Origin of the sequence: Corynebacterium urealyticum DSM 7109 (genome assembly GCF_000069945.1) — a bacterium.
Lineage (GTDB): Bacteria > Actinomycetota > Actinomycetes > Mycobacteriales > Mycobacteriaceae > Corynebacterium > Corynebacterium urealyticum.
In genome coordinates this window covers 1482545-1508905 of the sequence record NC_010545.1, presented here as the reverse complement: position 1 = coordinate 1508905, position 26361 = coordinate 1482545, and the positions used below count along the sequence as shown (strand labels likewise).

Sequence of the window (26361 nt, the reverse complement as noted above, 5' to 3'; positions counted from 1 at the left end):
ATGGTAGGGAAAACGCCCGGTCAGTGCTGTGCGACCGGGCGTTGCTGCGTGCGGTCTGTTGCCGCAGGCTTTAGGTCAACCGTGGGGTGTCCCAGAGGTTGAGCTTGGTGCCGATGCCCTTCTTCAGGGCGTTTTCGTAGACGTCGGTGGCCCAGGCGACGTCCTCGACGGGCATGCCGCCGATGGAGTAGCAGAAGATCTCGTCGTCGTTCTGGCGGCCTGGGGCCTTGCCGGAGGCGATGTCGCCGATGTTGACGAGCTTGTCTGCAGGCAGGGTGCCTTCTTCCTTCATGTCCCACCAGCGGTTGCCCGGGATGCCGAGCAGGCGCTCGTAGGTGACGTCCGGCCCGTTTTCGTTGAACCACTCTTCGTAAAGGCCGGTGTAGTCGACGACGAGGCGGCAGTCATCGGACTGGACGAATTCGTCGTCGAGGCGGGCGGCTGCTGGCATGAGCAGGAGGGCGCCTGGCTTGAGGTATTCCTTCTTCAGGTATGGGAAGCCGGACGGGCCGTCCGGGGAGGTGGAGGTGCCGGTGATGACGATGTCGGAGTCCCGGATTGCCTCTTCTTCCGTCTCGACGATGCGGACGTCCTCGAGCTGCGGGTAGTTCTCCTTGATCCAGTCGGCGGCGCGCTGGGTGGAGCCTGCGGAGCGGCCCTTGATCTTGACGTTCTTGATGCTCGGGCGCTGGGTCAGTGCGGCACCGAGGATGGTGCGGGACATCACACCTGGGCCGACGATGCCGACCGTCTCGGCGTTCTCGACGGCGAGGTGCTTGACACCCACGCCCGGCACGGAGCCGGTGCGGTAGGCGGAGAGCAGGTTCGCGGACATCACGGACAGCGGTGCGCCGGTGACGGCGTCGTTGAGGATGAACAGGTGGATGGACCGCGGCAGGTCGTTCTGGCGGTTATCGGCGTTGGAGCCGTACCACTTCACACCGGAGTTGCGGAAGCGGCCGCCGAGGTAGGCGGGCATGGCCATGAAGCGGCGGTCCGGGCCGTTGGCGGGCATGCCTTCGTGCTCCGGGTTGTCCGGGAAGTTGATCTGCGCGCCGTGGGAGTTCGCGGACGCGCCTGCCATGCGGTAGTCGCCGTCGGCGAGCAGGATGAGGGTTTCCTCCATCGTCTCGACGCACGCGGCGAGGTCGGTGACGCCAGCGTCGACCATCTCTTCTTCGTTGAGGTAGAGGAAGTCGATGCGGGTCGGGTTGGCGGATGCCTGGTCAGTAGTGTTTGAGTTCTCCGTGCTTGAGCTGGTCAAGGGGTACTCAATCCTTTCCATTTGTTTCGACGGCCACCTGTGCTGCGGCCTCGGACAAGGAATTCCAGAAGCATTCTCTCCAGAATCGTGTTCGGCAGCCTCTCAGCATCTGTTGCGTGCGCGGTGTGCCGCGCTGGTTTGCTGACCCGTGTGCGGGGGCGATTGGCGGGGATTATTCCGCGTCGCGCCGAGGGGCACGGTTTTCCACGATACGGAAAAGCGCAGGGTGCGGGGCGGTTTATTGCGCAAACTGTGAAAAGCCCGGGTGTTGAGGGTGCTTTTCGTGCGGGGGTAGTGGCGCCGCAGAAAACCGTGGGAGCGGGCTGGGAACCGGCGGAGACATGCAGTGATGCGCGTCACTCGCGAAACGCGGGCACGGCCCAGCGTGATTGCTACTATCGCTAGATGTGAGTTCCGTCACAGTGTAGTTTTTGGGATCAAATGCGCCCGAAAAATGGAGGGGATTGTTGTGCCTTTGCCAGTACCGCCGACCGTGCTTCGCGGAGTCAATGTGCTGAGCCTCGCGCCCAATTTGCCGGGTCCGATCGCGGCCCGCAGGTTGGCCGACATGGGCGCGAAGGTGACCAAGATCGAGGGCCCCACCGGGGACCTCATGGCTCAGGCGGCCCCGAAGTATTACGAGTGGCTCTGTACCGGCCAGGACGTGGTGCAGCTGAACCTCAAGGAGGAGGCGGACCGCGGCACCCTCCATGAGCTGCTGAGTAGCTGCGACGTCCTGATCACCTCCTCCCGGCCCTCAGCACTCGCGCGGTTGGGTTTGTCCTGGGACGAGCTGCACGCGGCGTATCCGCGGTTGTGCCAGGTCGCGATCGTTGGCCATTCGGGGGACGACGCCGATCTTGCCGGTCATGATCTGACCTACCAGGCCCATGCGGGCACGCTGTTGCCACCGGCCATGCCGACGGTGCCCGTGGCCGACCTGGCGGGTGCCGAGCTCGCGGTGCAGGCGGCGTTGGCGCTGCTGCTGGGCCGGAGTGCGGGTGAGGGGGCCGATGGCTCGGGCGTGGGCGGTCAGGGCGCAGAAGGCCAAGGCTCCGATGGTCAAGGTGCCGGCGGTACCGGTGGGGGCGGCTATCACGAGGTCGCTCTCGCCGATGCGGCGGAGGCCTTCGCTCTGCCCGCCCAGTTCGGCCTGAGCGCGCCGGGTGGCCTGCTAGGCGGGGCGCTGCCGGGCTACCGGATCTATGAGGCGGCACCCGCTGGTGGTACACCCACCCACGTGGCCTTTGCCGCCCTGGAGCCGCATTTCATGGCCCGCGCCATGCAGCTGCTGGGCGTGGACGGCACCGAGGAGCAATTCGCGGCCACCTTCAAGACCAAGACCGCCGCCGAGTGGGAGGCCTGGGGTATCGAGCAGGACGTGCCCATCGCAGAGGTCCGCGGGGCTGGCAGGGCGCGGAACTGACGTCCTACCTGGACGTCCTCAACAACAACCGCGGCGGGATGGACGTCCTAAAAAGAAGCGCTACTCGGCCTGGCGGGTGCGCGTGCGGTTGTCGTAGAGCGCGATGAGCAGGGCGATCCCCATGAGCGCGCCGATGGTCACGAAGCCGATGGCGGTGCCGAGCGTCCAGTTGATCGCGCGGGCACTGGCGAAGACGATCGCGGTGATGAACGCCAGCCCCACCGCGGTGCCGATGCGCTGGGCGGTCTGGAGGACGGCGCCGGAGCTGCCGGCGTAGTTGAGGGGGACGTCGGCGAGAGTGAGCGTCTGGTTCGGGCCGATGACCGCGCCCTGGCCGGTGCCGACGAGGAAGAGGGTGAGCACCATCCACCACTCGGAGAGCCCGGCGGTGTGGTGCAGCACGAGCGCGAGGATCGTCAGCGCAATGCCGGTCAGTGCCACGGTGATTCCCTGGATGACGACCGTGCGGCCCCGATCGCCGACTCGCTTGCCCGCCCAGTTGGCCGACACGGAGCTGCTGATCGCCGCGGGGATACCCACGGACCCGGCGACCAGTGCGCTGTGGCCGAGGCCATTTTGGAAGAAGAGCGCCACGAGCACCCAAATGCTGGTGATGCCCATGAAGTACACGCCCGCGAGCATGGTGCCCAGCCGGAAGCTGGGGAAGCGGAAGATCTGCATATCCACCATCGGCTCGAAGGGCTTGGTGGTTTTCACGTGGCGCTCCCAGGCCAGCCAGGCGAGAAGCAGGAGGGCGGCGACGGGCAGCAGCAGGTAGTTGCGCGCGCTTCCGCTGTGTTCGACGAAGGGGTAGAGGAAGGCCAGGACGGTCAGCCCCAGCAGTAGGGAGCCCATCGGGTCGAGGCTGCGGACGGCGCGGACGACGCCGACATTGCGGCCGGTGACCGGGTCCTTGACGCGGCCCAGCAGGGGGCGGGGGAACCACAGGAGGGCGAGGGCGAAGGCCAGCAGGCCGAAGGGGACGTTGACCAGGAAGGTCCAGCGCCAGCCGTGCTCGGGTCCGCCGAGGCGGATGAGGAAGCCGCCCAGCGTGGGGCCGATGGCCACGGCCACGCCCACGACGGTGCCGAACCAGCCGAAGGCCCGGCCGCGTTCCTTGCCGCGGAAGTACTGCTGGATCATGCCCACGCCTTGTGGGTTGAGCAGGCCGGCGCCGATGCCTTGGATGAAGCGGGTGACGTTGAGGGCCTCCGCGGTGGGTGCGAAGCCCGCGGCGATGGCGGAGATCGTGTAGATGCCGAGGCCGATGAGGTAGATACCGCCGCGGCCGAGTAGGTCGCCGGCACGTCCCGCGGCGACGAGGACGACGCCGAAGGTCAGGGTGTAGCCGGCTAGGACCCACTGGATGTCGGATTCGGTCGCACCCAGGCCCTGCTGGATGGAGGGCAGGGCCACGTTGATGATGGACACGCTGATCAGCGACATGAAGATCGTCGTGAGGATCACGCCGAGGACCTTCCAGCGGCGCGGATCTTCGCCCGGGGGATAGGTGCCCGGCGAGTGGATCGTGGCCTTCGTGGCGCCGGGTTGCGGTTTGGCCTCTGCCTGGGCCTGCCGCTTGCCCTGATCCGGGGTGCCTTGCTGGGTGCCCTGTGCTGGGTTGCCCGCTGCCGGGGCCTGTTGCTGGTTGCCCTGCTCCTGGCTGCCCTGCAGTTGGGGGTCCTGGCGTGTGCTTTCTGCGTGCGTGTCCTTCTCAGCCACCGTGGTGTGCGCTCTCCTTAAAATCACCTAGTCACGTGTGTGGTTCATCCTTCTCAAGGAGCATAACGCTACTTAGGGTGCCCTTATTCCACGGGGTGGGGTGAGGGGCGGGGCTTTAGTCTTCGAGAGCGGCCTTCATGCAGCGCATCGCGGCCAGGGTCTTCGGCACGCCGATGTAGGGCATGAGGTGCACGAAGCATTCGGCGACCTCCTCAGGGCTCATACCCGCGACGTCCACGGCGGTCTTGATGTGGCCGGTCAGCTGTGGCTCCACACCACCCATCGCGGCTAGGGCCGCCATGTTCAGCATCTGGCGGTCGCGCAGGGTGATTCCTTCGCGCTGGTAGGTTCCGCCGAAGACGGCTTCGACAACCCAGTCGGACGCGCCGGGCGCGAACTCGTCGAGCTGCTTCTTCCATGCGGCGGCGGATTCTGGGGTCTGGGTCTCGCGGACGAACTCCTCGCCCTTGTCGCGGTTCAGTTCCATGGGTGCGTTCCTTTCTCTTATGTGCCCTCGCTCCGGGGGCCTGTGGCGTTGCCGTGTGGCGAGCTGGCCTGCGATGCGGCTGGGCACACGCGCCGGGAGCGGGGTTGGTTGCCCCGAGGCTAGCCCAAGTTGTGGCGGCGGGGAGCAGGGGAGGAGTGGGCTAACCAGTGCACTTCGCTAGATTTTTCTTGCAGGGCAGGACCACCTTGCAGTCGGGTAGAGGAGGATCGAACGCTTCCATTGGCGGCGAAATGTTCGATATTTCCGGATCCTCGTCTGCAGCGGTTGTTAGATTGAGCACATGAATCGGACAACCGCGGTGGCAGATGCGTTGGCGATGATCCGCCTTGCGGACTCGGTGCCTGCTTGGGCGATGCTTCGTGCCCATAACGCCCCAGCTGTTCTTTCTGTCTTAAGTGCTGTCTTCGAAGGAAGTAATCGCCAGATCGCCGGATCCGATCTCACTCTCTCAGTGGAATCGTTGCTGATCGATATTCGGGAACAAACCAATTTGGAACTGCCCAAGTCGGCAGTGGCTTATATCAACGACTGGGTGAAGCTCGGATACCTCACGAGGCGCAGTCCACAGGGCTCGAGGGAGGAGTTTTACGAGCTCACTACGGACGCTCACGTTGCCATCGATTATGTGCAGCAGTTGATCAGTCCTCAGCGGGTGGTGACCAAATCCCGTCTCGGCACCCTATTCAATAATCTTCAGGATCTCGCAGCTGAAACAGACCCCGACGAGGCGAGGGCGATTAGCCGACTGGAGGCCCAGCGGGATCAGATCCAAGCTCGTATCGACAACATCCGCATCAACGGTGTCGGCGTGATTTCCGACGAGGAGGCAGTGGAGAGGGCGCGGGAAATCCTCGCCCTGGCTAGGGATTTGCCCACCGACTTCTCCCGCGTTCGAGAGGAGGTTGAAAATGTCGATCACGAACTTCGAGAATCGCTCGTCGAAGGGCAACTCAACGCTGGTGAGGTGCTGGACAATGTCTTCCGCGGTGTTGATCTGATCGCAGAGTCGGAGGCAGGGCGAGCCTTCAACTCCTTCTATGAGCTTTTCCTTGACCCGGAGCAATCAAAGCAGCTCGATGCCGTGATGGATGCCGTGCAATCTCGGGACTTCATGGAGCAGCTAGGCCCGGAAGAGCGGATTGAGATCGCTCAATTAGTTGACATGCTGGATTCCTCCTCGGGGCAGGTACATACCTCGCTCACGGGCCTATCTCGGTCGCTCAGGCGTTTCGTGCAGTCCCGAGAAGCAGAATCGCAGCAGGCGCTCACGCGGGCAATCAATCAGGCGCAGCAGCAAGCACTCGAGCTCGCAAAACGAGGGATCGCGCCCTACGAGAAGGTCGGCTACGAGCTTGAGCTGACGACGCGGCAACCGACGTCGCTGTCCAGCTGGGAACTACACAATCCTAAGGAATACCGCATTGAGCGCTCGATGGAAGTCAACGAGTCGGGCGAGATCGATTTCGAACAGATGCGTCAGCGCATCCGGGAATCAGAAATTGACTGGCAGGAACTGCGCGTCGCAATCAACGATGTGGTCGGCAGTAAGGGGCAAGCATCGATTCGGGAAGTTTTGGAAGAACATCCTGCTACCCAGGGGCTAGCGAGTGTGGTGGGGCTCATCAAACTTGCACATGATCACGGTGAAAGGTCCGACGGTACGGAAATCCTGCAGTGGGAGAGACCAAGCGGGAAAAGGTACCAAGCACGGTATGAACGTTTCGAATTTCGGAGGAAGGTTGGGCGCATTTAGATGGAAAATAAACTGTATGAAGGCGATACCGGAACCCTGACAGGTTTGCAGCGTCGTGCCCTGGCGGAACTCATCCGTGGCCCATACGTGTCGAGCGTGAAATCGCCGGAGGTCTTCACTGCGATATCCAACTCACGGGAGATCCTTGCCCAACAGCTGGATAACCTCTTCCTCACCCTCATCCTCGATGAGAACGCGGGGGTTGCCTACACAAAGGCGTGGGAAGCGGATGTCCCTGAAAAGCGTGCGTTGCTGCGTAAACAGTCATTGACTTTCATGGACACGGTGGTGATCCTCCACCTGCGCCGTGAACTGGTGACGACGAGCCCCAACGAGCGAACCATCGTGGATGAGGGCGAGGTTTTTGAGGCGACCCTGCCGTATCAAGGGCACGCCGGCACAGATAAGTCCACGCAGCGTAAGCGTTTTACTGCAGCGTGGAACAAGCTGAAGAACTACTCGATTATCGCCAGCACCCCGACCGAGGGGCGTTTCGAGGTATCCCCAGTGCTGCGCATCATCTTTTCCAGCGAAGAAATCGCTGCTGTCACCGAGACTTTCCGTGCTCTCCTGGAGGAAGAAGAATGACGACGACTCTGCCTGGCCAATTCCGGCTTTCCCAAATCCAGGTTTATAACTGGGGAACATTCGACAACCTCCACTGTGTCGAGGTGCCACGGGAAGGCTTCCTCATTACGGGCCCTTCAGGTTCCGGTAAATCGACGCTAATTGATGCGATTTCGACGATTCTTGTTCCACCCGGCAAGATTCGTTTCAACGCTGCAGCGGATAACCAAGCGCACTCGGGTCGTAACTTGGTTACCTACTGCCGCGGCGCCTGGCGCCGCGAGCATTCGATCGAGGCAGACGAACTTACGCAGTCCTATCTCCGAACAGGTGCGACGTGGACGGGCGTCGCTCTACGCTACAGCGACGGGGCGGGGGAGACTGTAACAGCGTGCCGGTTGATGTTTTTGCCCGCAAATGCTTACTCGCGTCAGGAGATCACAGACCTCTATATTTTGCTTCCTCGGGACGCCGACCTGACGGAGTTTGAGGATCTGGCGCAGAAGAACCTGCCGGTTACCGAGGCGAAGAAGACGTACGGTGATGCTCTGCATGTTAGTCGAAATCACCCGAAGTTCAGCTTGGCACTGCGCCGAGCAGTGGGGATCGCGGATGCCGGCGCTTTGGACCTGCTGAACCGAACGCAATCAGCCAAAACACTCGGCGATCTTAACCACTTGATGCGCACTTTCATGCTGCCCGAACCAGAGACCTTCGAGATCGCGGAGCAAGCAGCGGAGAACTTCACAGACCTACGTACGGCGTATGAGTCGGTGGTGAAAACTCGTAAGCAAATCGAGCAACTGGTACCGGTACGCGTGGCGGCAGAGAAGCGCGCAGAGGTCGAAGACAGCCTGACCAGGGTGAAAGAAGACCGGGACGGTGTCGAAACATTCGTCGACGAGTGGCGGCAGCGTTTTGCCGAACAGGAGCGGGATCAGCGGATCTCCGAGATCAAAGCAGTCAGCGCGACGATCGAAGAAGCCACCGGGGAGCGGGACATGCACCGGGCGCAAGTAGATCAGCTGCGCACGTTGATTCATGGTGCACAGGATTCGGCCTTGGTTTCTGCACAGGCTCGGCGAGACCGCCTGCAAGACCGGCTGGAGCGAGTGACCAAAGAGGAAAAGGCATTCAACTCCCGGCTCAAGGCCATTGGGGCTACAAAGCCCGGGAGCGCGGAGGAATTCACCAACCTCGTTCTTCAGTTGAGTGAAGAGCGGAAGCGGTTGAGCGCTGCATGTGAAACGGAAGACGGAAAGCTAGCCCAAGCACATGTGCGAGTTCACGAGCTGGGCGAGAACAAGAAAGAGCGCATCGCGGAGCTTGAAGCGTTGCGTAAATACGAATCGGCCATGGATAACCGGCTGCTCCGGGCGAGAGCCTTGATTGCGGAGCGGTCTGGGGTGCGAGAATCTGATCTTCCATTCATCGCTGACCTCGTGAGCATGAGGCCTGGTGAAGGCCACTGGCAGGGAACCGCAGAACGGGTGATGGGTGGTTTTGCTCGGCGGATCCTCGTTCCAGATGAACATTATGACCAGGTTTCTTCGGCTATTGATGGGACCTACCTTGGTGCGAAGGTGAGCTACACCCGGTTCACGCAGGATCTGGAAGAACAGCGCCCATCGCGTTTTGTGCCGAACTCGCTGGGCCTAAAAATCAACGTGAAACCCGGGCGGTATCACGACTGGATCCAGACTCAACTTTCTAAGAATTTCGATTACCTGTGCTGTGACTCTATGGAAGAGTTTCGTGCCGCCCGGCGGGCGGTGACTGCAAAGGGGCAGGTGAAGCATAACCGCAATGACCACATCAAGGATGATCGCCGCCGAATCGATGACCGTTCGAACTGGGTGCTGTGGGGCAACCTCGCTGACAAGATTGATGCTCTCCAAGCATCGGTGCGCTCCACTGTGGCGAAACTTGAAGACGCTGAACGTCAACGCAAGACCATCGCGGCTGGCCAGGAGAAACGGCGTGCCCAAATAGCTACGATCGAGCGGCTATTGGAGACGGAGCGTTTTCAGGATATCGACGTGTCATCGGTGGCCCAGGAGCTTGCGGAAGCCCAGAGCGACGTGGATGAACTCACTGATGGGAACGCCGAGCTGGCTCAGCTGAAGGCGAAGTTGAAGAGTGTCGAATCTGCTCTCGACAAAGTTGAGGAGCAGGTCATGGCGCTGCGTAATCAGCTCAGCGGCTTCAAAATTCGCCTGGAGCAGGCAGAGGAAACGCTTGAGAGGGTTCGGAATCGCCGAGGTGGGAAGACCGTCTCCGAGGACGTTGCAGCTCGTCTGACAGAACGTTGCAAGGCTATCGATCGCACCATCCGGTCCGATAACATCGATGCGCTCAGCAACCAGCTCGTTCGCGGTATTGAGGATCAACTTGCAGAGCTCAATGCTCGGTTCACCAAACATGGTGGCGACTTGGTGAACGCGATGAACCTCTACTTGGTGCGCTGGCCGGATCGAGCGGGCGACCTCAAGGCGGACATGGAATGGGAGCAGGACTTTCTCCAGGAACTGGGCAGGCTTGAGGCAGACGATTTGCCACGTTTCGAACAGCGTTTCCGGGACATGCTGCAAGACGAAACCCACAAGCATCTTGGGCGCCTGCGGCGGCTGATCCGTGATGCGGCAGCAAAGACGCGCAGCTCGATCCAGATGATTAATGATTCGCTCGCTGAGGTCGAATTCTATCCGGGTGCTTACCTGACGATCGAGGTGCGGGAAGCACAGCCTGCGATCGCCCGCGATTTCGTTGAGCTGCTGGATTCTGCGTTGGCTGGGATTATCAATGATGCTGATCAGGAGGAGAGTGAGCAGCGATTCCATAAACTGCAGGCGGTGATCGACGCAGTGACGGTCTCGGACGGTACATCAACTCGTGATCGCCAGCTGCGCCTGGACACGAGGCAACACGTGAAGTTCCTGGGCGTGGAATATAGCGAGGACGGAGCGCGTGGTGCGGTCTATGACTCATCGGAAGGTCTTTCAGGTGGCCAAGCCCAAAAGCTGTCCTCCTTCTGCTTGGCTGCTGCCTTGCGTTACCGGCTGACTGGGATGGGCCTGCCGGCCGCGCAAGAAAAGAAATCCATTGTCCGGGTGGGGGAGGATATTTACCCGCGATTCGGCACCATTGTTCTGGATGAGGCTTTTGACCGTGCGGATACGGAGTTCACCCGGGCTGCGATGGAGGCCTTCCGCCGCTTTGGTTTTCACATGATTCTGGCCACGCCCGAGAAGCTGCTGCAGACCGTGCAGGACTATATCGGGGGTGTGCTGATGGTGGAATGCCCAGACCGGAAGCGATCGCGAACGAGTTCTTTGACGATCGAGGAGGTGCAGGATGAAGACTCCTGATCAGGTGCGCCAACGCGCTGCGGTCTTTTACTCGCGCAACCATCGCAGCTGGCTGGCCGGGAAATTCAAGACTCTGACCATCAACCTGGATCCGCCGACTGGACGGGCGGCAGAGCGTGATAACGGCGCTGCCGTGCGAGCATGGGTGGCACAGTGGAACCGCAGTTCAATTACCGCTGAGTGGGAGGATAAAAAGCTCAGCTACTTGGGGACGTATTCGCTGCCCCGGCGTGTTGTTCTCTCCGATGCGGATACTGCGGCTCGCGTGGCGGGCAAGCTCGATCATTGGCAACGTCTTCAGGCGGTCTTGGGCCGTTTCTGCATGGAGTTGGGGGAAAGCGTTCGCCCAGAACTCATCAGGCACCTTTCTTCATGGGAAGACTGGGGCGACGTGACCGTGGAACAGTTCATCGCTGTTGTCCGGTGGGTCCACGAACATGAGGTCAGCGACTTTTATATTCGCGAACTGCCAATCTTTGGCGTCGATAGCAAGTGGTTCGAGGCGCATAGGGCGGTCGTTGAAGCGGTAGTCGGCCCATTGAATTTTAAGTCTAAACCCCAGTTGGTAGAGGTCCGCAGCCTTGACCCGGCGCTGGATATTAGCGGGATGCGATATCTAGCGTGCCCGGTGGCTGAGCTGGGTGAAACGCCTGGGGAGCGGGTTCTTATCGTCGAAAATCACCAGAGTTTCCTTGCCTTGCCCGACTTGCCTGCGACAGTGGCGATCTTCGGTGGTGGATTGAACGCTGCCAGGATCGTCCAGCAGATCCCATCGTTAGGGGAGATAGACGTTCTTTATTGGGGCGATCTGGATTCGTATGGGTTCTACATCCTGGAACTCGTGAGGCGATACGTGCCTCACGCGCGTTCTGTTCTCATGGACCTGGATACGGTTCGGGATCATGTTGATCTTGCGGTGGAGGAACCGCAACCTAGCCGGTTTGATCCTGAGCTGTTGAGTTACGGGGAGCGCTTGGCTTTGGATTATCTCCGGGGGCGGTCTGCAGGCGGATGCTTGCGCATTGAGCAGGAAAGAATCTTGTTCGACTATGCGCAGCAGCAGCTATGCCACGCAGTGAGCCCCAATGGTGCGGGTGCATAGCAGCGGTCGCAGGTCCGGCCCTGGTGAATCAGTGGGCTAAAATTCCGGGCATGAGGAAAACCACCAAGCCCGCTGTTCCTGGCGCTCACCAGGAGCTTCACGATTCCGACGAGGCGGCGAAGATGAACTCGCTGCGCGCTGGTGTGTTGGGTGCCAACGACGGCATCGTCTCCGTGGCGGCGCTGCTGATCGGCGTGATCGCCACCGGGGCGGGGGATAAGGCCATCCTGATGGCCGGCCTGGCCGCCACCATCGCTGGCGCGGTGTCCATGGCGTTGGGGGAGTACGTGTCGGTCTCTGCCCAGCGGGACTCCGAGCAGACCCTGATCGCCAAGGAGAAGAAGGAGCTGCGGGAGGAACCGGAGGAGGAGCTGGAGGAGCTCGCGGGGATTCTCTCCGGTTACGGGATCAGCAAGGACACGGCTGTGGAGGCGGCCCGCGAGATCCACGCGGAGGACGCCCTGCGCGCCCACCTGCAGCTGGAGCTGGGGATTGATGCGGACGAGCTGACCAGCGCGTGGGCGGCGGCGTTCTTCTCTGCGCTGTCCTTCTTGGCTGGCGCGGCGCTGCCGATGATCTCGGTCTTCGTGGCACCTTCTGGCACGCAGGCCTGGGTTGTCACCGCGGTGACGATGTTCTCCCTGGCCCTGACGGGCCTGATCTCGGCGAAGATCGCGGGCACCAGCGTGGGCCGCTCGATGGTTCGCCTGGTCGTCGGTGGCGGCCTGGGTCTGGCGCTCACCTATGGCGCGGGCGCACTCTTCGGCGGTGCCGCCTAAAACTGGATCATTGTATTTCGCGAGCTCGCCTGCACGAGGTAATTCAAACGGACATGCGGAAAGCTTCAAACCTCCGATCGCGGCTGGCGCGGGTCAGGATGGCGGGCCCCAATCTAGCCCTATCCAGAGGTTGTTATCGCCTCTTGTGAAAGGAATACGGCGACAATTTCCTAAAGGTGGTTGCCCATTTTTGCTCTAGTACCTTGTGGCCTTCAGGCGTAGCGAGCTTGACCGCGAAGCGGCGGTGGCCGGCTGCGGGACACATTCTTTGAGTCGGCTAATCACCTAGTGCTATCTTCAGTTGCTCGTTGTACTCGCTGGCAATGCGCTCGCGCCTTGACGAAATTTCGCTGAGGGCTTCTAGGAAACCTTCGGACTCGGTGCCATCCCGGCGCCAAGCAAGGAAGTGAGCAGCAGACTCTGCACACCGGAGGGCGTGGATCGTACCAAGAAACTGGTGAAATTCGGCCGTCGCCGGATACTGGTTCTTCACGGTCGCATCATGGTGTGCGGCTAGGGCGTGTTGCTCGGCGTATTCGCACTCCTCTTTATAAAAAGAGTCACCACCGATGAGGTGACCCATCATCTCGGAGACCAGAGTGGCATCATCGGGAAATGGTTCCCGACTATCCGAAACTTTTGTCTCGTATGCCGTCTGAATAGCCTCGAGAAATCCTTCAAGCTCGCTGAATTCCCGCAAGAGCCTTGGAGACGTCATCTTATCGGTGATAACGCGGGTGGCCCAATAGCATCGGTCCACGTAGGAGAATTGGTTGATTCTCTGGAGCAGACTACTGGTTTCCAAGGCTGCGATAACGAGCGGTGTCCTTGCGGCGCGCAACCCTACGCGGTTAATGAGGTGTCCGAGGCCGCGAACCAGGCTCGCAGTGTGATTCGCGAGTGCTTGGTTAATCTCCTCGGTTAGCGCGGGGACGAAGTAGATGTCCGTATCGAAAATTTCGTGCGCTAGTGCCCGCATTTCTTTGCTCTCGGAGGGTGAGCAACGCGCGATCGCCTGTAGAGTTCCGGCGGTCCCCTCGCACAGCGATGCGAGCGTTGGTCCCCAGTGGTCGGGAATGTAGCGAGTAAGTGCCTGATCCATTTTCAGACGTGCTCCTTTCGAATGCGGTGCGGTAGCCAACAGCGGGCCTCTCGTTGAGGCCTCAGTTGTTAAAGCTAACCGTGGGGGCAGACGACCGCAGGGAAATCGAACATATTTTTGAAAAATGGGAGTTTCGTCCGCCAGCTATCTTTGCTGCCGAACCGAGCAGGGGCGGTAGGGGTGCGGTAGGGGGAACGCGCGTTACGGCCCGTGCCGGTAGTTGAGTGATTCCGGTCACGGGGCATAATGGCTCCATGGCGAAGTTTTCCGAGGTCCTCACCCAGCTGCGTGATAATCAGCCGAAGGCGAAGTATGGCATCGCTTTTGAGAAGCTGATGGTCAATTATTTCCGTACCGACCCCACGCTGAAGACCCAGTTTGATGAGGTCTACCGATGGACTGATTGGCGCTACAACGGCGGCAAGGCTGATACCGGTATCGACCTGGTCGCCCGTCGCGTGGACGGCGGTTCATGGACCGCGATCTAGCCATGTAGTTAATGCCTTAGTGAAGAAAGTTCCCCCATGAACAAACAAGAACTAGCCTCCCGCATCTGGGAGTCGGCCAACAATATGCGCTCCAAGATTGAGGCCAATGAGTACAAGGACTACATCCTCGGCTTCATCTTCTATAAGTTCTTGTCCGACCAAGTAGAGCAGTTCATGCTCGATAACGACGCTGAGCCGGAAGACCTGCCAGATGCGCTCGTTGAGACCGACACTGACACCGTGGCCCTGGTACGTAACAACTTGGGCTACTTCCTTACGTACGAGAACCTGTACTCAACGTGGCGAGACAAGGGTAACGACTTCTCCATCGCTCACGTGCGTGAGGGCCTGGCTACCTTCAAGCGCAACATCGCCCCGGAGCGCAAGCACGTCTTCGACGGCATCCTTAACACCCTGGACACCAGCCTGTCGAAGTTGGGCACAACCGACGCTGCCCGTACTGCTGCCATCAAGAAGCTACTGGACCTTATCGATGACATCCCCACTGACGGCAAGCAGGGCTATGACGTGCTGGGCTACATCTACGAGTACCTCATCGAGAAGTTCGCGGCCAACGCGGGCAAGAAGGCAGGCGAGTTCTACACCCCGCACGAGGTCTCGCTTGTCATGAGCAACATCGTCGCTGACCACCTCAAGGGCCGCGACGAGATTCAGATTTACGACCCGACCTCCGGCTCTGGCTCCCTGCTACTTAACATCGGTCAGGCCGTCGCCAAGCGCATGGGCGACCCAGACCGTATTAAGTACTTCGCCCAGGAGCTGCGCGAGAACACCTATAACCTCACCCGTATGAACCTGGTCATGCGCGGCGTGAAGGCGGACAATATCGTTGCCCGCAACGGTGACAGCTTGGCCCATGACTGGCCGATGTTCGACGAGTCTGACCCGGTGCAGACCTACCAGCCGTTATATGTGGATGCAGTAGTCTCCAACCCGCCCTACTCCCAGAAGTGGGAACCGGAAGGCAATGGGGCTGACCCTCGATTCGCGCGGTTTGCTCTAGCGCCCAAGACCAAGGCCGACTACGCCTTCCTGTTGCATGAGCTGTTCCACGTCAAACCCGACGGTATCCTCACCATCGTCCTGCCGCACGGCGTGCTGTTCCGTGGCGGCTCGGAGGCCGACATCCGCCGCAATCTCATCGAGGCCAACCACATCGACGCCGTCATTGGCCTGCCGTCCAACATCTTCTACGGCACCGGTATCGCGACCATCATCATGGTGCTCAAGCAGGAGCGTGACCGCGATGACGTGCTGTTCATCGACGCCTCGCAGGGCTTCATCAAGCAGGGCAAGTACAACCACCTGCGTGCCCGTGACATCCAACGCATCGTCGATGCCGTTCACAACCGCGTGGACGTGCCGCACTTCGCTAAGGTCGTGACCCGCGACGAGATTCGTGCCAACGACCATAACCTCAACATCCCGCGCTACGTGTCCGCTACCCTGCCGCCGGAGGCTGTTGACCTGTACGCCACCATGCACGGCGGCATCCCCACCAGTGAGATTTCCACCCTGGAGCACTACTGGACCGCCCTGCCGGGATTGCGTGAGGCGCTGTTCACCGAGAAGGCAGAAGGCTACGCGGAGCTGAAGACCACCAACCTGCGCGAGACCATCAACCAGCACCCTGCAGCCCAGGCACTGCGTAACCAGGTTGACGCTGCACTATCCGACTTCCCGGAGAAGCTGCACGCGCTGCTGGTGGATGGTGCAGCCACCGTGCCCATCACCACCGCCGAGGGCCAGCTCAAGGAAGACCTGTTCGACCGCCTCGACCCAGTGCCATTGGTCGATGCTTACGAGGGCTACCAGGTACTGCATGACAGCTGGGTCGAAACCACCGGTGACCTGGAGGTCATCCAGACCGAAGGCCTCGATGCCGTGCGGGTCAACGACCCCGTGATGGAGTGGAAGACCAAGGACAAGAAGAAGGTCTATGTCCAAATCGGATGGGACGGGCGCATTGTTCCCAACGAGTTGGTGCAGACCTTCTACCTGACGCAACAGAAGGACCAGGTAACGCAGCTAAGCCGCGACGTGGACACAGCTGTATCTGAGTTAACGCAGCTCGTCGAGAACTTAAGCGAAGACGACAAGGTCGACCTGGTAGAGGTACTCAACGACAAGCAGGATGCCTTCAAAAAGACCGAGCTGAACAAGGCCATCAAGGACCTGCCGAAGCTGGCCGAGGGCGAGACCTGGCCGGAGGGCAGCACCGAGGCTGCCATGCTCAGCGCCAAGGCACTTATCGCCCAGCGCGACAAGCTCAAGAAGGATCTCAAAGCTGCGCAAGAGCAGCTGGAGAAAGACACCTACGCGACCATCGAAGCGCTTACCGACGCGCAGGTGGATGAGGTGCTCACTGCCAAGTGGATTACTGCGCTCATGGATGACCTGCGTGAAATCCCTGGTCATGTGCTTGCAGGCCTAGCCGGCCGCGTCCAAGCGCTGCACGATAAGTACGCCGTTGCGCTGACCGACCTCGACGTGCAGATTCGCGAGACAGCGCAGGAACTCGCTGGTCTACTGAGCGGGCTTACCGGCAACGCCGCTGATATGCAGGCCGTGGCTGCACTCCAGGAGCTGCTGGGCGGTGATCGCGATGCATAGCCACAACGTGCCCGCGCTACGCCTGGATGGCTTCGAGGATGAGTGGGAAGAAAAAACTGTACAGCAAATCTCCGTCCCTGTCGCTCGCGTCAACCCCGACTCAACTGCACCCGTCATGATGATCTCGGCAGCTGACGGATTCATTAATCAATCCGAAAAGTACTCAAGTGACAACGCAGGCAAGAGCCTGAGCAAATACATTGAGCTACATCAAGGGGAGCTGGCATATAACCACGGTGCCAGTAAAATTCGTCCCTTCGGCTCCTGCTTCGAGCTTCGAGAAAGTGCCGCTAGGGTCCCATTTGTCTATCACTGTTTTCGGGTGCCCGAGGAACACCCGACATTCACGTCGTATTCGCTAAATCGCAAGAGCGTCCAAAGTCAACTTGAACGGCTTGTATCTTCTGGTGCACGTATGGACGGGTTGCTGAACATTTCATTCCCGCAATACGGTACCGTCACAGCTTATTTTCCAACGCTCGAAGAACAGCAGGCCATCGGCGCTATCTTCACCAACCTCGACGCTGCCATCAACCAGCACTCCAAGAAGCACCAGGCTCTGCAGCAGGCCAAGACTGCGCTCATGCAACGGATGTTTCCGCAGGAGGGCCAGACGGTGCCGGAGTTGCGCCTGGAGGGCTTCGACGGTGAGTGGAAGACGACAACACTGGGTGAACTCGGCTCGTTCAAGTCAGGCGTCGGATTCCCGGAACGTGAACAAGGCGGGGACACAGGCCTACCTTTCTACAAGGTATCGGACCTCTCCGCACCAGGGAATGAGCTGCAACTGCGTTCCGCCAACCACTATGTGACGGAGGAACAGATTGTTCGCAATCACTGGATACCTGTAACAGCTGTACCTGCGATTCTGTTCGCCAAGGTTGGTGCTGCTGTCTTTCTAGGGCGCAAAAGACTCGCTACCGACACATTCCTCCTCGACAACAATCTGATGGCGTTTTCCTTGGACACTAAATCTTGGGATGTTCAGTTTGCCGATACCTACCTCAAGACGGTGGACCTGACCCGATTCACTCAGAGCGGTGCTTTGCCGTCACTGAACGCCCGTCACTTGGCAGAGGCGGCGGCTACCATTCCACCCACTCTCGAAGAACAGCAGGCCATCGGTGCGGTGTTCACACGGCTGGACACGCTCATTGCTACCGAGGCCAAGTACATCGAGTCCCTCAAGCAGACCAAGACGGCGCTGCTGCAGCGGATGTACATCTAAGGAGCGGCTATGACCACACCATTTCGTTCTGAGGCTGAGTTCGAGGCTGCGCTCATCGACCTGCTCACCCGCCACGGTTGGAGCAAGCAGCTGCTGCGCTTCCCGACAGAGCAACAGCTCATCGACAACTGGGCAGATATTCTTTACGCCAACAACCGGGGCCGTAACCTGCTAGGCGACGTGCCGCTCACCGAAGGCGAGATGGCACAAATCATCGAGCAGGTCAACAACCTGCGCACGCCGCTGGCGCTCAACGAGTTCATCAACGGTCGCACCGTGACCATTACCCGAGATGCACCGCAGGCCCCCAACTTCGGCTCTGAGGTCAGCCTGAAAATCTACGACCGCCTAGAGATTGCCGGTGGCCAGTCGCGCTACCAGATTGCCGTCCAGCCGCGCTTCCAGACCGCCAATAAGCTGCTGCCCATTCGACGTGGCGACTTGATGCTGCTCATCAACGGTATGCCGGTCTTCCACATCGAGCTGAAGCGCTCCGGCGTGCCGGTCTCCCAAGGTGCGAACCAGATAGCCAAGTACGCCCACGAGGGCGTCTACCAGGGCATCTTCTCCCTGGTGCAAATCTTCGTCGCCATCACCCCAGAGGAGACGCTCTACTTCGCCAACCCGGGCGCAGGCAAGTTCAACCCGGACTACTTCTTCCACTGGGCCGACTTTAACAACGAGCCGGTCAATCAATGGGATGACGTGGCACGTGCGCTGCTGTCCATTCCGATGGCGCACCAGCTCATCGGCTTCTACACCGTCGCTGACCGGGCCTCCGGCAACCTGTTGGTTATGCGTTCCTACCAGTACTATGCAGCCTCACGTATCGCTGACCGTGTGGACCGTCACGACTGGGACAGCGGCGACCAGCTGGGGGGCTACATCTGGCACACCACCGGCTCCGGCAAGACGATTACTAGCTTCAAGACCGCTCAGCTCATCGCTGACTCCCACAACGCCGACAAGGTAGTGTTCCTGCTCGACCGTGTGGAGCTGGGCACGCAGTCGCTGGAGAACTACGTCAGCTACGGCGGTGACAGCATCGCGGTGGAGGACACCTCCAGTGCTGCCAACCTGGCAACGCTGCTCAAGGACAAGCGCTCCACCCTCATCGTGACCTCACTGCACAAGATGAGCCGCGTCAACGCTGAGACTATGAAGACAGCTGACCTGGACCTCATCCGTTCCAAGCGCGTGGTCTTCATCGTCGATGAGGCACACCGCACCACCTTCGGTGACATGCTCGCCTCCGTCAAGCGTACCTTGCCGAACGCGCTGTTCTTTGGCTTCACCGGCACGCCCATCCACGATGAGAACCAGAAGAAGCACTCCACCACGACCACCCTGTTCGGCAATGAGCTACACCGCTACTCGATTGCCGATGGCATCCGCGATAAGAATGTGTTGAGCTTCGACCCGGAGATGGTGGAGACCTTCAGGGCACATGACGTGCGCACCGTGGTCGCCCTCCAGGCGGCCAAGGCCAAGACCGTAGAGGAAGTACTTTCGGACCCGCAGAAGGCGGCAGTCTACAGCAAGTTCATGGACAAGAAGCAGGTCCCTATGGCCTCTATCTATGAGCTGGAAAAGGATGATAAAGGCAACAGCACCTATAAGCGTGTCACCAAGGGCATCGAGGACTACCTGCCGACGACCCAGTATGAAAAGGCAAACCACCGCGAGGCTGTCGCCAGCGACATCAACGAGCACTGGATGCAGCTGAGCCGCAACAGCATGTTCCATGCCATCCTCGCGACCTCCAGCATCCCCGACGCCGTGGAGTACTACCGCATCTTCAAAAACCAGTACCCGCATATCAACGTGACAGCACTATTCGACCCCAACATCGACAACGCCGGGGACAATCAGCTGTTCAAGGAAGACGGCCTGCTGGAGATTCTCCGCGACTACAACAACACCTACGGCCAGCACTTCACCATGCCGACCCATGATGAGTTCAAAAAGGACGTCTCCAAGCGCCTAGCCCACAAGAAGCCTTACAACGCCAAGGCCTTCCTCGAGGACCGCAGCCAACACATCGACCTGCTCATCGTCGTGGACCAAATGCTCACCGGCTTCGACTCCAAGTGGCTCAACACCCTGTACCTGGACAAGGTAATCGAATACGAATCCATCATCCAGGCTTTCTCGCGCACCAACCGCATCTTCGGCCCGGAAAAGCCCTTCGGGTCCATCCGCTACTACCGCAGACCGCACACTATGCGGGGCAACATCGACCGGGCGGTAAAGCTCTACTCCGGCGACCGCCCCCTCGGTCTGTTCGTGGACCACCTCGGTGACCATCTCAAGTCCACTAACGAGTGCTTCGCTACCATCGAGGCGCTGTTTACAGACCCGAAGACCGGCCAGCCGGACTTCTCGCAGCTACCCGACGTTGAGGCAGACCAAGGCGAGTTCGCCAAGACCTTCAACCGCATGTACCGGGAACTTCAGGCCGCGCAGGTGCAGGGCTTCACCTGGGACAAGGACACCTACTACTTCGATGCCCCGCTGGAGCCTATCGTGGTGGAACTTACCGAGGACACCTACACCACGCTGGTGACCCGTTATAAGGAACTCGGCAAAGCAGGCGACGACTCAGAGCAGTTGCCTGAGGATGCACCCTTCGACATTGACGTGCACATCACGCACATCGACACCGACCGCATTGATGCCGAGTACCTCAACAGCAAGTTCGACAAGTACCTCAAGGCCCTCCAGGACGGCGTGCCGCAGGATGTGCTCGATGACCTGCTGGAAGAGCTGCATGACAGCTTCGCGCGTCTGAGTAAGGATGACCAGCGCTACGCTAACCGCTGGCTGCACGACCTCCAAGCAGGTGACGTGACCCTGCAACCGGGTAAGACAGTGCACGACTACATCAACGAGTACCGCATCACCGAGCGCGACCGGCAGCTGGTACGGCTGCATGAGCGCCTGGGGCTGGACATGGTGCAGCTGCACCGAATTCTCGACATCCGGGTTACAGCAACAACCATCAACGAGTACGGGCGCTTCGATGACCTGAAAGAATCGGTTGACCTTGACCTAGCGGCAGCATACTTCGCTGAGGCCACCGGTGCACCGGTATCGAAGTTCAAGGTCCGTGCAATGCTGGACAAGCTGCTGCGCACCTACATCATCGACGGCGCGTTGCCTGCCGACCTCAGCGTGACCGAGGAAGAACTGGCTGGTGAGTAGGCATGTTGATCGGCTACGCGCGCGTCTCGACCTCCCGTCAGGGGCAGTCGCTGGACACGCAACGCAAGGGCCTCATCGACGTTGGTTGCGACCCTAAGCACAGCGACAGCGACACCATTAATGATGCCAAGTGGTCTCGCCCCGGTCTCGATGAAGCCCTCCGCGAAGAAGGCGCTGCTACCTACGCCCTGGCCGAAGACCTGCTGGCCACAGCCCCGTCGAAAGCACGCAAGGTTCATGGAACCGCAGCTTGAAGCAGGAGTTAGCCCGCGGAACTGAGATTACGGTTAATACAGACCGTGTGTATACATCGTTGTACCGTCCGTTTTTCAAACAGCGCAGTTACTTTGCGAAAGAACTCAACGACATGGTGTATCAGTTGCCGTCGATGTTCCCGACGCAGCACCACAACATCATCGGGTTTGCTCAGATGACCGTAGGCGCGGTGAAACCCTACAGTGCCTTTGCGACTAATCTGCTTCCGGACTTGGCTCTTTACGGCTCGAACGCCGGTCGGTATTTCTCGCGTTTCACCTGGGAGCCTGCTGCGGCCTCGGATGGTGAGCTGTTCAGCTTCGAGCTGCACTTAACGGCCCGCCAATCGATTGCGTCTGCTTCGCCCCCACTTGTGATCGTTGGCTTGTCATCAGTATCCCGATTCAACAAGACAGATTCCGACAGGTCTTCGTCGGGCGTCCATGAATCGGTCGCCGTGTCGAACATCCGGGTCTCGCCGTTAAGTTCGAGAGTGTACGTATCCTCCAAGGGTTCGTACACGGTCGCGTCCTTGCCCGGCGCAGCGGTCTGCCAGCACTGCAGCATCGAGATCTGCTGAGTCCCTGGATGGGCGGTGACATCCAGATAGAGACCTGCTGGCGAAGTCGAGTTCCCTCGCGCGTCGGTCGACGTTGCAACAGGGGTAACCCCTTGGGTTGGCTCGGAGGTGGGGATACCCGCGTTCCCTGAGCAACCGCAGAGCAAGAGGGCAATCGTGAAGGGTAGGGCGAGGGCAGAAGGGCGGTTCGTTGGGTCATCTCCAGGTCAAGAAAATCACCACCTAGCAGAGTACTACTAGGCGGCTAGTGCTGTTTCTTCACGCTCTGGAGTCTGAGACTAGTCGCAGACAAATTCGATGCGTGAACAACGACAATAGCGATCCTCAAATTGAAGAGTTCCTCCAATGGTTTGGTCGGCGCATTGCTACCCGCGAAAACACCTCGGCATCAGTCAGGAGCGACTCGCGCATAACGCCGGTTTATCTGTATCTTCGCTAGTGCAGGCGGAACTAGGTAAAATGCCACTGAACCTCAAGCGAATGCCGGGGATAGCAAGGGAGTTGCAATAAGGCGTCAGCCAACTCTTCAGTGAGGAACAGTAGCGACCTTCGTTCTTGCATCTCTCTACGCAGAGTGAATGAACTCTAGAATCCTCGCACCGTTGTTTACAATCGCAGACTGGCTTTCCCGCTGGGCGGCTACCATGTCTGGTTGCGTATTGTGATGGAACTTGCTGGCGTACTTATTCATCTTGTGCAACTCTTCGACACGGTCGAACATTGCGGCGCACGGTGAATTTGTCCCGCCTTTACTTTCAATCGTTTCGATGGCGCGCCCTAGCGTGATACCCGTAGGGATGATCCCTGGGTACTTCCTATGAAGATAGCCTTCCAAAAGTGGTCGCAGTGCGACAGCGCCTCGTGCAACTCCTTCAGGATCGTTTATCTCACCTGCAACAACGCCTGTCACAAGTTTATAGTCGGCGAGATACTGCGATTGGCAAAGATAATCAAGGTCCAGAGTATCGAAATCAGAGTAGCCATTCTTCACCATCTTCAGATGCAGCGTCCCTATTTCGTCTTTCTCAAACCTCTTCTCAAATTTGCCCTGCATCGCTCGGAGAAAATGGGCATCATGTGCGATAATAATGACTTGCTCAGCACGCGCGGAGATTTGGTCAAGGACCTCAATGGTGTGATCCCGACGAGGTGCGTCAAGACTACTCATAGGGTCATCAATTACCACAATCTTCTTTCCGAGATCTGGATCAGCCAGAGTCGAAGCCGCGAAGAATGCGAACCCCATCGTCTTCTTATCGCCCTCGCTCAAGGCGGTGGCGAATGTTGGGCGTCCCCCCGCTAGTTCTATTGCCTCGCCACGCAACTGTATCCCGTACTCAGCCTGCGGGCTCTTTCCGCGATAGTTGTGACTAAATTCGTTGATGCGAAATTCGGCGTTAAACTCGTCGAGATGAGAGTTGATGTCCTCTTTGAATTGGCTAAGTGTACCGACCATAGTTTGATTCAATGTGTCGCGAGCAGTCTTCTTCTCCCGTTCAGCATCTTTAAGGTCGGCTTCGGCATCTTTCAATTTATCGATGATCGTGACAGCGTCGGTACTGAATCGAGCCTTAACGACGGAAAGGTGCTTGAGTTCCTTACTAACATCATCAAGCGACGCTGAGGCGAGTGAACTTTTGTAGTCCTCGATACTTTTTGTGTAACCTTCCACGATCGAGTTCTCATCGTCGTAAACCGATTTAGCCTGCTGCCACAACCGGGCGGCTTCTTTCACTTCATCGTTGCTGCCGTGCGCCTCTGTGAGCGCAGACGTTTTACGGGCAAAGAGCGATTCCAATAGGTCGCGCAGATTCTCCAACGAAGCCCGGGCCAGGTCGTCATTCTCTCCAGTCAGCGGGTTTAGTGTTACGTGACCTTCCCACTGTTCGATTGTTTCGTTATTGCGCAGCCGGTTCGTCACTGCTTGATCGACTATCGCCGCGTTTACTGAAGAGAAGACTTTTACCGACGTATCTGCGACACTTTTCTGGAGATCGCTGTAAGCTCGATCAAAATAGATGCGGTACATTTCCAGTAGTTCCACGCGACTGACATCTTGGCCGCAGAATGGACAATTCTCGTTTTGTGCTAGTTCGAGCCCGCGCTGCACCCATGCAGCCGAGTTTGAATCTTCCAGGTGCCCCAGATGCTCCGTCACTTTCGCGGCGGCTTTCGCATGAACACTTTCAAGCGTGCGGTTCAGGAGTGAAAAAATCGAGTCGATATTCAACTCGGGAAAACGGAATGTTTGCGGCAGTGGCTTGCGCTTGATTTCTGCGACTCTTTTTTATCGCTTCCAGCCGTTGTTCAGCGTCCGAGATTTTTTCGTCAATCTTCGCATCTTCAGATAGCGCTCGGAACTGTGGCAAGGACATTTCGTCCTTTGTAAGAGCCTGCAACTCCTCCTTCAGTGACTTGACAAGTTGACCCGCCGTTTTTGCGCGATCTGTAGCCCGGGCTTCATCGGCTCTGGCTCTAACTGCATTGACGCCGAGCGCGAAGTCTAGGAGATTTGCCCGTTGGCTTGACGTAACTTCCATGCCCGAATGGACGTTATTGTTTACGAAGTTGCCGTCGTAGACGATGATATTTGGTTTATATCCGCTCCAGGCGGCATCTTCATATCTCGCTGCCGAGTTGCCAAACATGAGTTCCGCCGAAGGCTCCACCCCTGCGTCAATGGTGGCGCGTTCTTCAATTAGTTCAGCGTCCGCAGTAGAGCAGGAGGTCAAGAGACTCGCGAAGGTAGATTTTCCTCGCCCGTTCTCCGCGTAGAGAAGCGTTGCTTTGCGGAAAAAGTTTGGCTTTTCCGTCTTGGCGCCGTGGAGCAATCCTATCCCTTTAATGCTCAGTACTTTTGTCAGCATGATTTCCTCCTGCTCGCGCATGTAAAGAACTTGATCCGGATTGACAGCTGGTATGTTACCTGAGGAATCGCTGTTCGAGGTCCGTTTCGTACCGTTTGCCAGCATGTTTGCTCTACATGTGTGGATAAGGGCGAGGGCCCGTGCCCCCTGGGCATCGCGGTGAAGGGCAATGAGTCCGACCCGGATACCTGGCGTGTGTTGAAGATGAAGTGGGCACGCAAGAAGGACCCGGAGACAGGAAAGAGCGTCAATGATGTCACCAAGCTGATTTACAACAAGCGCGTGACGATAAGCGGTATCCCTGCTGAGGCTGACGAGTATGTGTTGAGGTCGCGTTCTGCGTTGGCGTGGCTGATTGATCGTTACCAGGTGAAGCGGGATAAAGCGTCCGGGATTGTCAACGACCCCAACGACTGGGCCGACGAGGTGGGCAATCCGCTCTACATCCTGGACCTCATTGCTAAGGTCACACGTGTGGCAGTGGAGACGGTGCGGATCGTGCAGGGGCTGGAAGGTTAGGCTCTATTCCTCCCAGGTCACGGCCTCCGCGAGGAGCAGGTCCGCGAGCTTCTCGTTGTGGAAGCGCGAATACATCGTGGAGCCGCGGCGCATGAGGCGGGTATTGAGCGTGTATGCCTCAGCAAGCAATTCGTCGAAATGCGGAAATTCGATATGGCCGTCGATGACTGCGAGCAGAGTGCCCAGGTCGAGTTGGAGACTCGACACCTTCTCTCCTCTGTACCCGCGACTGAAAACCGCCCAACGACCGGATGGATCTCGGAACTGCGTGTGGCTGTCCAAGAGCGCCGTGTTCACGTTTACGGCGACGAACGCGTTCGGGTCGTTGGCGTAATCCACCGATTTGCTCGCCACAATGAACAGAGTCTCCAGGTTTCCACAGGACAGCGTGACCAGGCGGTGCTCAGTTCGAGTGCGATTTGTCGACGGCATACATGTCACCGTCCATAGTTGGCCTGCGGTCGCTGCCGGGTCTGGCATGGTGTAGGCGATGTACCACCCAAGCAAAGCACGAATTTCTGGGAATTCGGGGTGCCGAAGAAGCTGGGCGGGCTTCGCGTCGAACTCGTCCGCATACGACTGAGTGGCGCCTTTCGCACGTTCTCGCTCCCACGGCAGCGACACGGTTGAGCCATTCAGGGTCACGATCTCAGCAGTGTCATTTCCCCGTGGCCGGTTGGTGAGCATGATGTTTCGCACCGAGTATTGCGCTTCAGTCTCGGTGATTAAAAATTGCTCCGCGGCCGTGATTTGGTCTTCCGGCATCGGGAAGAAATCGACGGCAACGATGTCTGGCCATCGTCGTCTATGATTCGCAAATCGGCTCACTACATTCTTGGACTTGCCCGGGTATGCCTCTCCATTTTCGAAGTGGAGGCGGTAGACCCCACACTCCGAGTCGCCCTTCTTAAACGCGGGCGCAAGTGACGTAAGATCGCGCACGTCGATGGTTCTTCCCTCTGGCAGCTGCATACAAAGATTGTAAAAGTCACATC

19 protein-coding genes and 2 pseudogenes are annotated in these 26361 nt (G+C 59.0%); 14 read left to right on the top strand and 7 right to left on the bottom strand.

What is annotated here, in order from left to right; genetic code table 11:
- Positions 1-70: 70 nt before the first annotated feature.
- Complete coding sequence (locus CU_RS06435) at positions 71-1285, bottom strand: tyramine oxidase subunit B (protein WP_012360524.1); 1215 nt, start codon at positions 1283-1285, stop codon at positions 71-73.
- A 448-nt stretch (positions 1286-1733) separates the two neighbouring features.
- Between CU_RS06435 and CU_RS06430 the strand changes: the two genes are divergently transcribed.
- Complete coding sequence (locus tag CU_RS06430; RefSeq protein ID WP_197534981.1) at positions 1734-2690, top strand: CoA transferase; 957 nt, start codon at positions 1734-1736, stop codon at positions 2688-2690.
- Positions 2691-2750: 60 nt separating this feature from the next.
- Here the strand turns inward: CU_RS06430 and CU_RS06425 are convergent, their stop codons facing one another.
- Positions 2751-4439, bottom strand: coding sequence for an MFS transporter (locus CU_RS06425; protein WP_012360522.1), 1689 nt, complete (start codon positions 4437-4439; stop codon positions 2751-2753).
- 88 nt (positions 4440-4527) lie between these two features.
- Positions 4528-4899 carry a carboxymuconolactone decarboxylase family protein gene (locus CU_RS06420; protein WP_012360521.1) on the bottom strand — a complete coding sequence of 124 codons (372 nt, stop codon included), beginning with the start codon at positions 4897-4899 and terminating at the stop codon, positions 4528-4530.
- 301 nt (positions 4900-5200) lie between these two features.
- On the opposite strand from CU_RS06420, the gene CU_RS06415 reads away from it, so the two are divergent.
- From CU_RS06415 to CU_RS06395, 5 genes are read left to right on the top strand one after another with little or no spacing between them, the layout of a single operon-like run.
- Positions 5201-6673 carry a DUF3375 domain-containing protein gene (locus CU_RS06415; protein WP_231837621.1) on the top strand — a complete coding sequence of 491 codons (1473 nt, stop codon included), beginning with the start codon at positions 5201-5203 and terminating at the stop codon, positions 6671-6673.
- The gene (locus tag CU_RS06410) at positions 6674-7261 is read left to right on the top strand and encodes a DUF4194 domain-containing protein (RefSeq protein ID WP_012360519.1); all 588 of its coding nucleotides are present in this window, start codon (positions 6674-6676) and stop codon (positions 7259-7261) included.
- On the top strand, positions 7258-10608 hold the full coding sequence (locus CU_RS06405; RefSeq protein ID WP_012360518.1) for an ATP-binding protein: 3351 nt from the start codon (positions 7258-7260) through the stop codon (positions 10606-10608). Before CU_RS06410 ends, CU_RS06405 begins: the two co-directional genes overlap by 4 nt.
- Positions 10595-11710, top strand: a complete 1116-nt coding sequence (locus CU_RS06400; RefSeq protein ID WP_012360517.1) for a DUF3322 domain-containing protein — start codon at positions 10595-10597, stop codon at positions 11708-11710. The genes CU_RS06405 and CU_RS06400 overlap by 14 nt, the downstream gene beginning before the upstream one ends.
- Before the next feature lie 50 nt (positions 11711-11760).
- Positions 11761-12489: a VIT1/CCC1 transporter family protein gene (locus CU_RS06395; protein ID WP_041628490.1), complete on the top strand. Its 729-nt coding sequence runs from the start codon at positions 11761-11763 to the stop codon at positions 12487-12489.
- Between the two features lie 277 nt (positions 12490-12766).
- Here the strand turns inward: CU_RS06395 and CU_RS06390 are convergent, their stop codons facing one another.
- Positions 12767-13591 carry a hypothetical protein gene (locus CU_RS06390; RefSeq protein WP_012360515.1) on the bottom strand — a complete coding sequence of 275 codons (825 nt, stop codon included), beginning with the start codon at positions 13589-13591 and terminating at the stop codon, positions 12767-12769.
- Between the two features lie 254 nt (positions 13592-13845).
- On the opposite strand from CU_RS06390, the pseudogene CU_RS06385 reads away from it, so the two are divergent.
- The 7 genes and pseudogenes from CU_RS06385 to CU_RS11135 all read left to right on the top strand — a co-directional run.
- Positions 13846-14076 (top strand): annotated as a pseudogene (locus CU_RS06385) (restriction endonuclease); the annotation flags it as partial.
- Positions 14077-14115: 39 nt separating this feature from the next.
- Positions 14116-16713, top strand: coding sequence for a type I restriction-modification system subunit M (locus CU_RS06380; protein ID WP_012360513.1), 2598 nt, complete (start codon positions 14116-14118; stop codon positions 16711-16713).
- Positions 16706-17941 (top strand): restriction endonuclease subunit S, encoded by a 1236-nt coding sequence (locus tag CU_RS10150; RefSeq protein ID WP_012360512.1) that lies wholly within the window; start codon positions 16706-16708, stop codon positions 17939-17941. The genes CU_RS06380 and CU_RS10150 overlap by 8 nt, the downstream gene beginning before the upstream one ends.
- A 9-nt stretch (positions 17942-17950) precedes the next feature.
- Positions 17951-21145: a type I restriction endonuclease subunit R gene (locus tag CU_RS06370; RefSeq protein ID WP_012360511.1), complete on the top strand. Its 3195-nt coding sequence runs from the start codon at positions 17951-17953 to the stop codon at positions 21143-21145.
- A gap of 2 nt (positions 21146-21147) precedes the next feature.
- Positions 21148-21399 carry a recombinase family protein gene (locus CU_RS06365; RefSeq protein WP_012360510.1) on the top strand — a complete coding sequence of 84 codons (252 nt, stop codon included), beginning with the start codon at positions 21148-21150 and terminating at the stop codon, positions 21397-21399.
- Entirely contained in the window at positions 21396-21980 is a 585-nt protein-coding gene (locus CU_RS06360) for a type ISP restriction/modification enzyme (protein WP_012360509.1), read from the top strand. The genes CU_RS06365 and CU_RS06360 overlap by 4 nt, the downstream gene beginning before the upstream one ends.
- Positions 21981-22325: 345 nt before the next feature.
- Positions 22326-22490 (top strand): helix-turn-helix domain-containing protein, encoded by a 165-nt coding sequence (locus tag CU_RS11135; protein ID WP_148264198.1) that lies wholly within the window; start codon positions 22326-22328, stop codon positions 22488-22490.
- A 55-nt stretch (positions 22491-22545) separates the two neighbouring features.
- On the opposite strand, the gene CU_RS06355 is transcribed toward CU_RS11135, so the two are convergent.
- On the bottom strand, positions 22546-24210 hold the full coding sequence (locus tag CU_RS06355) for an AAA family ATPase (protein WP_158307921.1): 1665 nt from the start codon (positions 24208-24210) through the stop codon (positions 22546-22548).
- Positions 24167-24952: a hypothetical protein gene (locus CU_RS06350; protein WP_148264197.1), complete on the bottom strand. Its 786-nt coding sequence runs from the start codon at positions 24950-24952 to the stop codon at positions 24167-24169. The genes CU_RS06355 and CU_RS06350 overlap by 44 nt, the downstream gene beginning before the upstream one ends.
- 33 nt (positions 24953-24985) lie before the next feature.
- On the opposite strand from CU_RS06350, the pseudogene CU_RS06345 reads away from it, so the two are divergent.
- A pseudogene (locus CU_RS06345) lies at positions 24986-25366 on the top strand (type ISP restriction/modification enzyme); the annotation flags it as partial.
- A gap of 3 nt (positions 25367-25369) precedes the next feature.
- Here CU_RS06345 and CU_RS06340 read toward each other — a convergent pair.
- Complete coding sequence (locus CU_RS06340) at positions 25370-26338, bottom strand: GIY-YIG nuclease family protein (RefSeq protein WP_041628488.1); 969 nt, start codon at positions 26336-26338, stop codon at positions 25370-25372.
- Positions 26339-26361: the final 23 nt, after the last annotated feature.